Annotated in this window: 14 protein-coding genes; 8 read left to right on the forward strand and 6 right to left on the reverse strand. The window is 42.3% G+C overall.

Annotated features, from left to right (window positions below; translation table 11 throughout):
* Positions 1–102 precede the first annotated feature (102 nt).
* Positions 103–1149: an aldose epimerase family protein gene (locus BUC07_RS05690; protein WP_073166920.1), complete on the reverse strand. Its 1047-nt coding sequence runs from the start codon at positions 1147–1149 to the stop codon at positions 103–105.
* Positions 1150–1310: 161 nt separating this feature from the next.
* On the opposite strand from BUC07_RS05690, the gene BUC07_RS05695 reads away from it, so the two are divergent.
* From BUC07_RS05695 to BUC07_RS05705, 3 genes are all read left to right on the forward strand, one after another.
* A complete protein-coding gene (locus BUC07_RS05695) occupies positions 1311–2312 on the forward strand; it encodes a GntR family transcriptional regulator (RefSeq protein WP_245792648.1) in 1002 nt (333 codons plus the stop codon).
* A 134-nt stretch (positions 2313–2446) separates the two neighbouring features.
* Positions 2447–3736, forward strand: coding sequence for a galactokinase (locus BUC07_RS05700; RefSeq protein WP_073166924.1), 1290 nt, complete (start codon positions 2447–2449; stop codon positions 3734–3736).
* A 142-nt stretch (positions 3737–3878) separates the two neighbouring features.
* Positions 3879–5357 carry an MFS transporter gene (locus BUC07_RS05705; RefSeq protein ID WP_073166927.1) on the forward strand — a complete coding sequence of 493 codons (1479 nt, stop codon included), beginning with the start codon at positions 3879–3881 and terminating at the stop codon, positions 5355–5357.
* A gap of 79 nt (positions 5358–5436) precedes the next feature.
* On the opposite strand, the gene ettA is transcribed toward BUC07_RS05705, so the two are convergent.
* The 4 genes from ettA to BUC07_RS05725 form a co-directional block, all read right to left on the reverse strand.
* Positions 5437–7122, reverse strand: a complete 1686-nt coding sequence (gene ettA, locus BUC07_RS05710; RefSeq protein ID WP_073166930.1) for an energy-dependent translational throttle protein EttA — start codon at positions 7120–7122, stop codon at positions 5437–5439.
* Between the two features lie 88 nt (positions 7123–7210).
* Entirely contained in the window at positions 7211–7681 is a 471-nt protein-coding gene (locus BUC07_RS05715; RefSeq protein WP_073166932.1) for a hypothetical protein, read from the reverse strand.
* Positions 7682–7762: 81 nt separating this feature from the next.
* Positions 7763–8152 (reverse strand): response regulator, encoded by a 390-nt coding sequence (locus BUC07_RS05720; RefSeq protein WP_073166935.1) that lies wholly within the window; start codon positions 8150–8152, stop codon positions 7763–7765.
* Positions 8153–8226: 74 nt separating this feature from the next.
* Entirely contained in the window at positions 8227–8733 is a 507-nt protein-coding gene (locus tag BUC07_RS05725) for an O-acetyl-ADP-ribose deacetylase (protein WP_073166938.1), read from the reverse strand.
* A 294-nt stretch (positions 8734–9027) separates the two neighbouring features.
* Between BUC07_RS05725 and BUC07_RS05730 the strand changes: the two genes are divergently transcribed.
* The 3 genes from BUC07_RS05730 (at position 9028) to BUC07_RS05740 (ending at position 10839) form a co-directional block, all read left to right on the forward strand.
* Positions 9028–9255 carry a DUF6132 family protein gene (locus BUC07_RS05730; protein WP_073166942.1) on the forward strand — a complete coding sequence of 76 codons (228 nt, stop codon included), beginning with the start codon at positions 9028–9030 and terminating at the stop codon, positions 9253–9255.
* Positions 9252–9548 (forward strand): thioredoxin, encoded by a 297-nt coding sequence (gene trxA, locus BUC07_RS05735; RefSeq protein ID WP_073166945.1) that lies wholly within the window; start codon positions 9252–9254, stop codon positions 9546–9548. The genes BUC07_RS05730 and trxA overlap by 4 nt, the downstream gene beginning before the upstream one ends.
* Before the next feature lie 112 nt (positions 9549–9660).
* Positions 9661–10839 carry an alpha/beta hydrolase family protein gene (locus BUC07_RS05740; protein WP_073166947.1) on the forward strand — a complete coding sequence of 393 codons (1179 nt, stop codon included), beginning with the start codon at positions 9661–9663 and terminating at the stop codon, positions 10837–10839.
* Positions 10840–10844: 5 nt separating this feature from the next.
* Here the strand turns inward: BUC07_RS05740 and BUC07_RS05745 are convergent, their stop codons facing one another.
* Complete coding sequence (locus BUC07_RS05745) at positions 10845–11693, reverse strand: MBL fold metallo-hydrolase (RefSeq protein ID WP_083578119.1); 849 nt, start codon at positions 11691–11693, stop codon at positions 10845–10847.
* 158 nt (positions 11694–11851) lie between these two features.
* On the opposite strand from BUC07_RS05745, the gene BUC07_RS05750 reads away from it, so the two are divergent.
* Positions 11852–12235, forward strand: a complete 384-nt coding sequence (locus BUC07_RS05750) for a hypothetical protein (protein ID WP_073166962.1) — start codon at positions 11852–11854, stop codon at positions 12233–12235.
* 3 nt (positions 12236–12238) lie between these two features.
* Positions 12239–12583, forward strand: a complete 345-nt coding sequence (locus tag BUC07_RS05755) for a translation initiation factor (RefSeq protein WP_073166965.1) — start codon at positions 12239–12241, stop codon at positions 12581–12583.
* Positions 12584–12732 lie beyond the last annotated feature (149 nt).

Here is a 12732-nt window from a genome sequence, read left to right on the forward strand (position 1 = left end):
AAAAAGACTGTTTTTCAAAAGGAGCAGATGTCAATTAAAACAGGGGAATTTGCTTGTTATTTAAAACAAAGTTCCCCTGTAAGAATTGTATTTTGTTTTCCTTTATTGGACGGTGAGTTTATAAATTGTTTTCTCGTTGTATTTTTTGCCTGGTTGAAGCAGTGTTGTCGGGAAGTTTTCATGATTTGGTGAATCGGGGTAGTGTTGCGTTTCGAGCGCCAATCCCGAATAGCTGCCAAATTTTTTGGTTCCGTCAATTGTTAATTCCGGAATCCAGTAGCCGGTGTAAAGTTGCACGCCCGGCTGGGTGGTGAATACTTCCACCTGGCGTCCGCTTTTTTCCTCTTTCAGGCAGGCGATGTTTTTCAGTTCTCCGTTTTCGTTGTCGAGTACAAAATTATCGTCGTAGCCAGTGGGTAGTTGGTCCAAATCGCGGGCAATTTTTTTGGGTTTTGTGAAGTCGAAAGGAGTTCCTTCAACCGGGATGATTTTTCCGGTGGGGATTTGTTCTACCATTTCGGTCATTTTTTCGGCTGTAAGTTTCAGCTCGTGGTTTAGAATATTCTCCTTTCCTCCGGTAAGGTTAAAATAGGTGTGGTTGGTAAGGTTGACCACTGTAGTTTGATCGGTTTCAGCAAAATATTCAAGGGTGAATTCGTTCTTGTTGTTCAGGCTGTAAACGCATTTTACCTTTAAATTACCGGGATAATTTTCTTCGAGATGCGGGCTCAGGTACGAAAGTTCTAATTCAACAGCATCTTCCTTTTCAGTTGTTTTTGCTTCCCACAAGCGTTTGTCGAAACCGGTGTTGCCACCATGTAAATGGTTGGGGCCGTTGTTAATAGCCATTTGGTAAACTTTGCCATCAACTTTGAGGTGACCTTTGGCAATGCGGTTGCCAAACCGGCCGATTAACGCACCAAAATACGGATAGCTGCCCAAATATTCATCGCTGAGGTAATCTTCCGTTTTTTCAAAACCACACACTACATTTTCAACGTTCCCGTTTTTATCGGGCATTTCAATGCCAGTAACAATACCCCCGTAGTTGATAATTTTAATTTTCAGGTTGTTGTCGTTGCTCAATGTGAACAGTTTTACATTTTTTCCGTTCGGAAGTTTCCCGAAATCAGCCGATTGTATTTTCATGATATTATTGTATTAATTAATATTTCAATATTTGTTTATGAGGTACTAAATTACAAAAATGTGAAAAGAAGCTGAGTAAACTGGTAGGTACTGGTAGTGTTTAAAAACATGTAATACTTTCAAAGAATCTGTTATTTTTGTTAAAACCTAATGCCTGTATTTTGAAAAAAGTAATTAAAATTGATCCTGCATCATCTAAACCGAAATACCGCCAAATAATCGATTCGGTTTTTTGTTCTATTGAAACCAACGGGTTGAAAAAAGGCGACAAAATGCCCTCCATTAACCAGGTTTGTGCCGAGTTTGATTTGAGCCGCGACACGGTAATGGTTGCTTTTAACGAGCTCAAAGAAAAAGGTGTTTTGCTGAGCCAGCCCGGGAAAGGATACTACATTGCAAGTACTGAAATTCGTCGCGAAGAAAAAGTTTTTGTGTTGTTCGATGAATTTAATGCGTTTAAGGAAGACCTCTACAATTCACTTATTGAAAGCCTGAAAGAAAAAGCAAGCGTCGAAGTGTTTTTTCATCATTTTAATTACAAGGTTTTCAAACACCTGATTCTGGAGAGTATCGGCCATTTTACTTCCTATATAATTATGCCTGGTACTTTTGACAATATCAGTCACCTGATTTCGAAATTGCCGAAGGAAAAGGTTTATATTCTCGACCGCCTGAAACCAGAGTTTAAAAATTACCCGGTTATTTATCAGGATTTTGAGCAGGATTTTTACGATGCCCTGAACGAAGGTGACAAGCTACTTGAAAAATACCGCAAACTGATATTTGTAAATCCGGGAGGCAAAGAGCCGGATGAACGGGTAAAAGGGTTTGAACGGTTTTGCCGTGAGAAGAATTTTAAATTTCAGGTTCTGAAGTCGCTGAAAGGAACCCGGCCCGGATTGTATGAAGCCTATTTTTTGATTTCTGACCGCGACCTGGTCGATCTGGTAAAAGTGGCAAAAAACTATCAGTACAACCTGGGCGAAAAATTTGGTATTGTGTCATTTAACGATACCGTGCTGAAAGAGGTGGTTTCCGGGGGGATTACGACTATTTCAACCGATTTTAAAGCGATGGGGAAAAACCTGGGGAACATGTTGTTGAATCATCAGCTTGACAGGGTGCGAAATCCATCGAAATTAATTGTAAGAAACAGCCTTTGAGCAATTTTTTTCTGTTATGTAACATTTTTTTTGCGAAATTGCTGTGCTTTTTAAACCATATATTTGTACCTACTAGTACCTACCAGTTGTATAAAATTCATATAATTGTGTATTAATTTAAAACAATATCAGATATGACTAAGATTAATAACTTAATTGAGAAAATTGATAGCGGGAAAAACCCACTGTTTCAGGATTTGTACGGAACCGATGAGGCGGTATTAAAAGAACAGGCTGACCGTTACGCCGCTTTGATGAATGAATTTGAAAAAACTTACGGGGCTGACGATGTGCAGTTATTTAGTTCGCCCGGACGTACAGAGATTGGCGGAAATCATACCGACCACAACTATGGACGAGTGCTTGCCGGTGCGGTTAACCTCGACAATATTGCAGTGGCTGCGGCCAACGGCACTGATAAAATACGTGTAAAATCAGTGGGGTACCCGGCATTTGAGGTGGACCTTTCCGATTTGGAAATTGATAAATCAAACTTTTACACCTCCAGTTCGCTGGTGAAAGGAATTTGTGCCCGCATGAAAGAAAAGGGGTACAAAATCGGCGGATTCGATGCCTGTGTTGAAGGCCGCGTGCCCAAAGGTTCGGGACTCAGTTCTTCTGCTTCATTTGAAGTACTCATGGGTACCATTATAAACGAGCTTTTTAACGACGGGAAAATGTCGGCTGTTGAAAACGCGATTATTGGCCAGTGGGCAGAAAACAACTATTTTGGAAAACCCTGCGGATTAATGGATCAAACGGCTTGTTCGGTTGGGGGGCTCATTACCATCGATTTTAAAGATCCGGCAAAACCAATTGTAAAAGAGGTTGATTTTGATTTTGTTTCCACCGGTTTTTCGCTTGTAATTACCGATGTTGGCGGAGGCCACGACGATGCTGCTTCTCAGGAAGAATACGCATCGCTGCCTACTGAAATGAAAGCAGTTGCTGCTGAGTTGGGAGCCGGTGTACTCCGGGAAGTTACCTGGGAGCAGGTAATGGAAAAAATTCCGGAAATCAGAGAGAAAACAGGCGACCGTGCAATTTTGCGCGCCTACCACTTCTTTGGCGATAATCAACGTGTGGTTGACCAGGTTGCAGCGCTGGAAAATGATGATTTCCAGGCTTTCCTTAAAATGGTAGTCGAGTCGGGCTACAGTTCTTACATGTATAATCAGAATATTTATGACGTGGTGCACAAGCACGAACAGGTAGTTTCAATGGCTCTGGCTCTCAGTGAAATGGTGCTGAAAGGCAGTGGCGCATGGCGTGTTCATGGTGGCGGGTTCGGCGGAACCATTCAGGCATTTGTCCCGCAGGATAAACTCAGTGAATATGTAAATGCATTAGAGCATGTTTACGGAAAAGGGGCCTGCCATAAGTTGTTTATCAGAAATCAGGGGTCTGTTAAACTTGATCTGTAAAAAGCTTCATTCTGAAAGCTTTTTCGGAAAAAATATTTTAATACTTTTGCTGCAGACTAAAAAAAATCAAAAAAATCTGTTTCGATTAAATTATAACACAAAAAATAAAAGAAGTATTTAATCAATTTAAATTCATTTAATCATGAACAAAAACAAAAGTTATGTAGTGCCAATAATTATGATGATCCTGCTGTTTGGTATGATCTCATTTATTACCAATTTGGCAGCACCGATGGGAATTGTACTTAAAAACCAGTTCAATGTTTCTAACTCACTGGGTATGCTTGGTAACCTGGCCAATTTTATTGCCTATGCTGTTATCGGTATTCCGGGAGGTATTCTTCTTCAGAAAGTTGGATATAAGAAAACCGCATTGATTGCAGTGGCTGTTGGATTTGTTGGCGTGGGAATACAATATCTCTCAGGCCATGCCGGAAGCTTTGGTATTTATTTGCTGGGTGCTTTCGTTGCTGGTTTCTCCATGTGTTTGTTAAACATTGTGGTTAACCCGATGCTGAATACCCTTGGTGGAGAAGGAAACAAAGGAAACCAGCTAATCCAGGTTGGTGGTTCATTCAATTCTGTTATGGCCACTTTTACTCCTGTTTTTGTAGGTATTCTTATTGGTGAGGCAACAAAAGCCAATATCAGAGACGTATTTCCTATTCTTTATATCGCTTTAGGAGTATTTGCCCTGGTATTTTTTATTCTTTTGGTTACCAGAATTCCGGAACCACATGCTGACCAGCCTAAAGAACCACTGGGACGCATGATGGGCGGTGCATTAACATTCCGCCATTTTGTTTTGGGAGCCATTGCCATTTTTGTATATGTTGGTGTTGAAGTAGGAACACCCGGAATGGCCAACTTGTATATGACTACTCCTACAGTAGAACAATCTCAGGAAATTATTGATGAATATCAAAAACAACAAGCTGACGCAGCTTATCTGCAGGAACTGAAGTCGAAGGACGAGCAGAATGTTGACGATAAAAGTTACAGGGATTTGGTAATTAGTGATATGGCCTACGAAAGTGCCCTGAAAATTGTGGAAGGCAGGGACACTCCCGGTCTTGGAATTGGAGCAGGTATTGCAGGCGGAGTAGTTGGAATTTACTGGCTGCTTATGCTTGTCGGTCGTTTGTTTGGGGCTTCGTTCGGCGATAAAATTGCCAGTAAGAAAATGTTAAGTACAGCTTCATTTGTGGGGTTGGTACTGGTGCTGTTATCCATTTTCTGGCCTGCAAAAACCATTATTTCTATGCCCACTTTTAATGTTATAGGAGGTTCAATTCAGTTTGGAATGATGCCGGTGCCAATTAAGTTCTTCTTCATTGCCCTGGTTGGTTTGTGTACTTCAATTATGTGGGGAAGTATTTACAACCTGGCTGTTGAAGGATTGGGTAAATACCTTGCTGCAGCTTCCGGTATTTTCATGGTGTTGGTTGCCGGTGGTGGAATCCTGCCGTTGGTACAGGGCTGGCTTGCCGATGTTGTCAATTACGAAGTTAGCTACTGGGTAATTGTTGCCGGTTTGGCTTACCTGTTGTTTTATGGAGCCATTGGAAGTAAGGTTCACAAAAGAGATGATAGTTTAAAACTTGACGGAAATGCTGAATAATCAGATATAGAATAGAATTAATTCGGAATTACAAAAAGAAGGGCTGCCATGCCAGTTGGCAGCCCTTTCTTTATGAGGTTTATTGCAGTTTTTTATATTTAAAACGTTTGGGAGCGGAGTCTCCCAGTCGTTTTTTCCGGTTCTCTTCATATTCCGAGAATGAGCCTTCAAAATAGTATGCTTGTGCTTCTCCTTCAAAAGAGAGGATGTGTGTGGCAATGCGGTCGAGGAACCAGCGGTCGTGAGAAATGACTACGGCACAGCCGGCAAAGTTATCCAGTCCTTCTTCCAGTGCACGCAGTGTGTTTACATCAATATCGTTGGTTGGTTCGTCAAGCAGCAGCACATTGCCCTCGGCTTTCAGTGCAAGCGCCAGGTGTAGGCGGTTGCGCTCGCCACCGGAAAGTACGCCGCATTTCTTTTCCTGGTCGGCACCGGTAAAATTGAAACGCGCCACGTAGGCCCGCGCATTTACCTGGCGGTTGCCCAGTGTAATGGTTTCTGTTCCGCCGGAAATGACTTCAAACACCGATTTTTCCGGGTCGATGGCTTCATGGGTTTGATCCACGTAACTGATTTTTACGGTATCGCCAATTTCAATGGTACCTGAATCGGGCTGCAATTGATTCATGATGAGTTTGAAAAGTGTGGTTTTACCCACACCGTTTGGCCCAATCACCCCGATAATGCCTGAACGCGGCAGCTTAAAACTCAAATCTTCAAAAAGAAGCCGGTCGTCAAATCCTTTGGAGACGTTTTCCATTTCAATCACTTTATCGCCAAGGCGCGGACCGTTTGGAATGAATATTTCCAGTTTTTCTTCCTTCTGTTTTTCATCTTCGTTCAGCATTTTATCGTAGGCGTTTAAACGGGCCTTCGATTTGGCGTGCCGGGCTTTTGGTGCCATGCGTACCCATTCCAGCTCGCGTTCCAGTGTTTTTTTGCGTTTCTGGCTGCCTTTTTCTTCCTGCTCCAGGCGTTTGGCTTTTTGCTCGAGCCACGAGGTGTAATTACCTTTCCACGGGATGCCCTGCCCGCGGTCGAGTTCGAGGATCCAACCGGCAACATTGTCGAGGAAATACCGGTCGTGTGTGATGCAGATAACCGTTCCTTTGTATTGTTTCAGGTGCATTTCGAGCCAGAGAATACTTTCTGCATCGAGGTGGTTGGTAGGCTCGTCGAGCAGCAGAATATCGGGCTCCTGCAGCAACAGGCGGCACAAAGCTACACGGCGCCGCTCACCGCCTGAAAGTTCACTCACCGGCTGATTGTTGGGAGGGCACTGCAAGGCATCCATTGCCCGTTCGAGGCGGCTGTCTAAGTTCCAGGCATCCATCTGGTCAATTTTTTCCTGCAGCTTTTCCTGCTCTTTCATCAGCCGATCCATTTCATCGGGGTTTTCATAGACTTCGGGTAACCCGAATTTATGATTGATTTCCTCGTATGCATTCAGCACATCTACCACTTCTTTTGCACCTTCTTTTACCACCTCAATAACGGTTTTGTTGTCGTCGAGCTGAGGTTCCTGTTCAAGCAGGCCAACCGAATAGCCGGGGGCAAAAACAAGTTCGCCGTTGAAATTTTTATCTTGCCCGGCAATAATGCGCAGAAGCGTTGATTTACCTGACCCGTTCAGGCCGATAATACCGATTTTTGCTCCCAGAAAAAAGGACAGCGAAATATCTTTGATGATTGTTTTATTGCTCTGAGGGTAAGTCTTGCTTACCTTATACATCGAAAAAATTATCTTCTTGTCGTCGCTCATTTGTATCAAATTTAAATTTAAGGCAAAAGTAGAAAAAGAAAGGGTAATTAAGGATTCGATTTGGTTGAATAAGGTTGGAAAATCACTTTTAAAGTTTCTCCACTTCCTCCACGTAATCGAGCTGAAGATCTTCGTGCAGCATCGAAAGGGCTTTTTTGATGCGTTCCACCTGACGGGAATACATATTCTGAATTACACGGCTGGAGCGCCGTTGCAGACCAGATTCTTTCAATTTTTGGCAGAAATAAATGAGTAGCTCAACTTCGGTTTGTTTTGAGCCGGAAAAACGAATGTACTTGCGTGTGGTGCGCAACACTTTTCGGAGTGTTTTTTTGGCAAGATAAAAACTACTGCGGTTCAGGTGGGTGAATTGCTCGTCGATTTCTTCCTTTACTTGACGAATAAAATATTGTTCGTTGAACGACTCAAACAGCAGGTAGCTCAGCAGTTCCTTATTCTCCTTTTTGTATTTGGCCAGCCGGATGCAAATATCCTGAAGCTGTTGCGGGGATAAGGTTTTAAGTTCTTTTTTAATAATACTTACTGAAGCTGTGTCCATGTTGGTGAAACGTTTATGGGCTGGTAAAATTCTCCGAAAAAATTAACTGAATGTAATAATGGAGAAAACCAGCTGTGCTGGCTAACCGGGTAGAAAGGCATTAATTTTTTTCAGCAATATTTCTTTTTTAATTGGTTTGGAAACATAATCGTCGCAGCCGGCTTCAATTGCTTTTTGATTGTCGCCCGAAAGTGCATAAGCTGTTTGCGCGATAATGGGAATATCGGGGTGAGAATTCTTGATCGTACGGGCTGCTTCATATCCGTCCATTACAGGCATTTTTAAATCCATTAAAATGAGCGAAATATCGGGATTTTGTTCCAGCATTTCAATAGTTTGTTTTCCGTTTGCGGCACGTAATAATTTGTAGTTTCCTTTTGATAAATAGGCTTTTAGTAACATGAAACTGGTTTCGTCGTCTTCAGCTATAAGCAAAACAGGTTGGTTTGAATACCGACTTTCTTCATTCATAAACTTGATTTTTCTGAATGCCTAAAAGTATTAATTTCATTGAATAAAGGAAAGAAAATCCCTTTATTAATTTTTCAGGCTTTCAGCAGCTTCTTGTAGATGTCAAAATTTTCATCATCGAATACGCAAAATGTAACTTCTTCAATTTCCGGGTGTTCAATCAGAAAAGCAGAAACCTCGTAAATGGCAATTTGTGCGGCCTGGTGTTTTGGATAGCCGTAAACACCAGTGCTGATATTGGGGAAAGCAATTGTTTTTACGTTGTTATCGAGCGCAATTTCAAGGCTACGCCGGTAGCAGGAGGCCAGTTTTTCAGGTTCGTTTTTGTTGCCGTCTTTCCAAACCGGACCAACTGTGTGAATAACATATTTGGCCGGGAGTTTATAGCCTTTTGTAATTTTTGCATCGCCGGTATCACAACCGTTCAATGTGCGGCACTCTTCCAACAACTCTTTCCCGGCTGCACGGTGAATGGCCCCGTCAACACCCCCGCCTCCCAGCAATGTAGAGTTTGCAGCATTTACAATTGCGTCAACTTTCAGTTTTGTAATATCTCCTTCGTGTAGTTTTACCTGTTGCATAATATTAACTTTTCGGGTTTAAACAGTTAAAATTAAAAAACCATCAACCTTCAGCCAACGAATTCAACTATTTTTTACCGGCCCTTTTTAAGGTGTGTGACATTAGTCGTAGCCAAATGCAAAATATATTCTTTCCTTTGCCCTGTAAATGAAGTTTTTCTATACATTCCGGGACTCTCCAAATGAGCTGAATCAAATCATTTCAATTTATTCTAAGTACCATAATTATTATTGATTGAAACGGAAGAACTTCGAAATAAGTAAGTTGTTTAAAAATAAGTATCATGAAATATTATGAAAGAATTAATTCAAAATAAGAAACTTGCAATTGCCTTTACGCTTGTTGGCGCATTAGGCGGATTTTTATACTGGAAATTTATTGGGTGTACCAGCGGCACCTGCCCAATTCAGTCAGTTTGGTACTGGACAACCTTGTGGGGAGCCGCCGTTGGTTACCTGGTGGGCGATTTCATTAATGATTTCGTTCAGAAACGAAAAAAGAAATCGGAAGGAGAAAAGTGAACCAACGTTTTTTGCATATCATCAAGTCGCGCAAGCCGGTCCTGGTCGATTTTTATGCCGACTGGTGCGGCCCTTGCAAAGAAATACCGCCGGTTTTAAAGAAAGTAAAGCAGGAATTGAAAGATGTGCGAATTGTAAAGGTGAATGTGGACAGGAACCCGTTTATTGCCAGCCGTTACAAGGTAAATCGCTTACCCACACTTATTGTGTTTAAAGAGGGGGAACCCATCTGGACGCATGAAGGTATTTTTTGCCCGGAAAAGCTAAAATCGATACTGCAAAGCAAAATGTAAAGTTTCAGTAACTCTCCGCTTACCCCCGTTTCATTCTCATCAAAGCCGTTATCAGTTTAATTCTCCTGAAAATAGTATCTTTAACCAATGTAACTGATAACCAATAAAAAAAATGAGACGATTAGTTTTTCTGATTTATTTCCTTGCTGTTTCAAGTCATTTTAACCCGGTTTTTTCTCAGGAACAAAATAATCCAAATCTTTGTATTGGTCATTATTATACTGAGAATGAAGCAAAAGAAGTACTTGAAAAGTTGAAGTCGCAATACCAGACAAAAGATGCGTGGCTTCAGCGTGCTGAAATTATCCGGCAGGGAATTCTGGAAGGTGCCGACCTGGTTCCTTTCCCTGATAAAACACCACTCAAACCACGTTTTTCTGAGATTCGTGAATACGATGGTTATTCGGTGCAAAATGTGGCCATTGAAAGTTTGCCCGGTGTGTTTGTTACCGGCAGTTTGTATCTTCCTGAAACCAAAACCGGAAAATTGCCCGGCATCCTGAGTACTCATGGTCACTGGAATGAACCAGACGATTATGGCCGTTTTCGGGAAGATGCCCAGAAACGTTGCGCAGCACTGACCAGAATGGGTGCTGTGGTTTATTCCATCGATATGGTAGGTTACGGCGAAATGGCTGAATGGGGCTGGAAACACAAACACCCGCTTGCACTAAAGCAGCAGTTGTGGAACAGTGCGCGCGCGCTCGACTTTTTACTCTCGCTCGATTTTATAGATGATGAACGCATGGCAGTAACCGGCGCTTCGGGAGGTGCCACCCAGACTTTTTTACTAACTGCTATTGACAACCGGGTGAAAGTTTCCGTGCCGGTTGTGCAGGTTTCGGCGCATTTCTTTGGCGGTTGTGTTTGCGAAAGCGGAATGCCCATTCATAAAAGCAAACAGCACCAGACCAACAATGTGGAAATAGCTGCACTGGCGGCACCGCGTCCTATGCTGATTGTATCCGATGGTGCCGACTGGACCAAAAATACGCCTGATGTGGAGTTTCCGCATATTCAATATATCTATAATTTAATGGGCGTGAAAAACCGGGTAAAAAATGTTCATTTACCCGATGAAGGGCATGGTTACGAACTGCCCAAGCGAAAAGCGGTATATCCTTTCCTGGCTGAACAACTTGGGTTGAATATGAATGTTGTCCTCGACAAAAACGGGGCGGTAATCGAAAAAGGAATCGTTGTTGAGCCTTATGAAAAAATGAAGGTTTTTTCGGAGCGCAACCCGCGGCCGGATTATGCTGTGCTGACGAATGATGGAGTAGAGTGGTGATTTAACTATTTCAACTCACCATAAACCGATTCCACCAGCCTTGCTTCGTTTTCATTAAAGGCAGCTCGGGTTTCTTGCAGTGTTTTTCCTTCGTCCACCAGCTTTTTAACTTTTTGTTGAAAAGCAGTTATCTCCTCCAGGTGTTGTTCAATATCTGCACGGGTCATAATATCAGCATGCCCGCTGCAGAATTTTTCGGCATCCAGTGTTTCCAATATTTTGTGGGTGGTTTTTACATGTTCGAAGGAATCCCCACCTTTGTAGGAGTGAATGAGTTGAGGGCGCCCTTTAAATACCTGGTCGCCGATAAAAGCCGTTTTTTCTTCCGGGAAATACACCACAATGTCGCCTGTGGTGTGGCCTGCCCCAAAGTAATACATTTCAATCGATTGGTTGCCCATGTGCAGTTGCATTTTGTCGTTGAAGGTTACCTGCGGCACAAAAGGCAAAAGTGCTGCATTGTTCCATCTCGGGATTGAACCATCACGGCCAGGATGGAAAAATTCTTCACGACAGTTTTCGTGTGCGATAATGGTTACTTCTTTCGGGAAAAATTCGTTGCCGTTTACGTGGTCGCCGTCGCTGTGGGTATTGATGAGGAATTTCACCGGCTTGTCAGTTACCGATTTTACCGCTTCGAAAATGCCGTCAACCGAAGCTTTATCCATTTTGGCATCGATAATCAGCACTTCGTTTTCGCCAATAAACATTCCGCCGTTGGCACCACGGCCTCCCATCACCTGGTAAAGGTTATCCGAAATTTTATCGAGCGTAACCGGTGGGGTTTCCTGGTTTTGTGCCATCAGAAAAACAGAAAGAAAGAGGGCAAATGCAAAAACATATAATCTTTTCATAGTGATGATCTTTTTTTATAATTGAACATTATGCGTTAAGGTACGAAACATTTTTCCGGCAATCAAATTTACCCCCCGGACCTGAATAAAGAATAAAATCTTTTCCTGTGTTCATTTAAGAAAATTACCTTTGTTCTGCTTAACCTGTTTTAATTGTTATGAATCCGATTTCGCTGACCGGTGCTTTTGTAATAACTTTTTCGTTGCTTTCATACGGCATTGGCACAATATCGCTTACACATTTTAAAATGGTTTCAACAGGCGTGTTGGTATATATCACTACTGGTGTGATTCTCGATATTACCGGGGCTGCCTTAATGGTAATTGCTACATCCGGAAGCCCTTTTACACTGCACGGTATTCTTGGTTTTTCAGGGGTGCTGGTCATGTTGGTAAATGCGCTGCTGTTATGGCGTTATTTCAGGGAAAAAGGAAGTGAAACAGAGGTGTCAGGTTCATTGCTACTGTATGCTAAATTGGCTTATTTGTGGTGGATGTTGGCCTACATTTGGGGGAGTTTGTTAATAATCTGGAGATTTTGAGTTATGGATAACGACTGGAAAAAAAGACTGGGTACGGTATATTCTACCAATCCCGATTTTGAATATGAAAAGGATAATGAACCAGAGGCAGAAACTTTGCCTCCACAACAACAAAGCCTGAAAGTGAGCATCGACCGCAAAAAGCGGAAAGGTAAAAGTGTGACATTGGTTACCGGTTTTGTAGGGAGTGAAGACGATTTAAAAGAACTGGGCAAAATGCTGAAAACAAAATGTGGTGTTGGAGGTACCGTTAAAGACGGTGAGATTTTGATTCAGGGTGAATTTCGTGAACGCGTGATGGAACTGCTGAAAGCAGAAGGGTACAAGGTGAAGAAGTCGGGAGGATGAAGAGGATGGGGATTTGTGGGGATTGGGTGGTGATTGGTGGAGATTTATAGTAATTGATTGAAAATAAGTGGATATTTATGATGATTTATTTTTTTTGTAGCGTTGAAGTACCTAGCTATCATTTTCCACTAAGTAGGTAAGATAAAATG

Source organism: Tangfeifania diversioriginum (assembly GCF_900141875.1).
Taxonomy (GTDB): domain Bacteria; phylum Bacteroidota; class Bacteroidia; order Bacteroidales; family Prolixibacteraceae; genus Tangfeifania; species Tangfeifania diversioriginum.

Bases quoted from the DNA above. Each gene is read 5' to 3' on its own strand.
- BUC07_RS05750 (WP_073166962.1), top strand. From the start codon at position 11,852: ATGAATCCGATTTCGCTGACCGGTGCTTTTGTAATAACTTTTTCGTTG.
- BUC07_RS05755 (WP_073166965.1), top strand. From the start codon at position 12,239: ATGGATAACGACTGGAAAAAAAGACTGGGTACGGTATATTCTACCAAT.
- BUC07_RS05730 (WP_073166942.1), top strand. From the start codon at position 9,028: ATGAAAGAATTAATTCAAAATAAGAAACTTGCAATTGCCTTTACGCTT.
- BUC07_RS05740 (WP_073166947.1), top strand. From the start codon at position 9,661: ATGAGACGATTAGTTTTTCTGATTTATTTCCTTGCTGTTTCAAGTCAT.
- BUC07_RS05690 (WP_073166920.1), bottom strand. From the start codon at position 1,149: ATGAAAATACAATCGGCTGATTTCGGGAAACTTCCGAACGGAAAAAAT.
- BUC07_RS05720 (WP_073166935.1), bottom strand. From the start codon at position 8,152: ATGAATGAAGAAAGTCGGTATTCAAACCAACCTGTTTTGCTTATAGCT.
- BUC07_RS05705 (WP_073166927.1), top strand. From the start codon at position 3,879: ATGAACAAAAACAAAAGTTATGTAGTGCCAATAATTATGATGATCCTG.
- BUC07_RS05745 (WP_083578119.1), bottom strand. From the start codon at position 11,693: ATGAAAAGATTATATGTTTTTGCATTTGCCCTCTTTCTTTCTGTTTTT.
- BUC07_RS05700 (WP_073166924.1), top strand. From the start codon at position 2,447: ATGACTAAGATTAATAACTTAATTGAGAAAATTGATAGCGGGAAAAAC.
- BUC07_RS05725 (WP_073166938.1), bottom strand. From the start codon at position 8,733: ATGCAACAGGTAAAACTACACGAAGGAGATATTACAAAACTGAAAGTT.
- BUC07_RS05715 (WP_073166932.1), bottom strand. From the start codon at position 7,681: ATGGACACAGCTTCAGTAAGTATTATTAAAAAAGAACTTAAAACCTTA.
- ettA (WP_073166930.1), bottom strand. From the start codon at position 7,122: ATGAGCGACGACAAGAAGATAATTTTTTCGATGTATAAGGTAAGCAAG.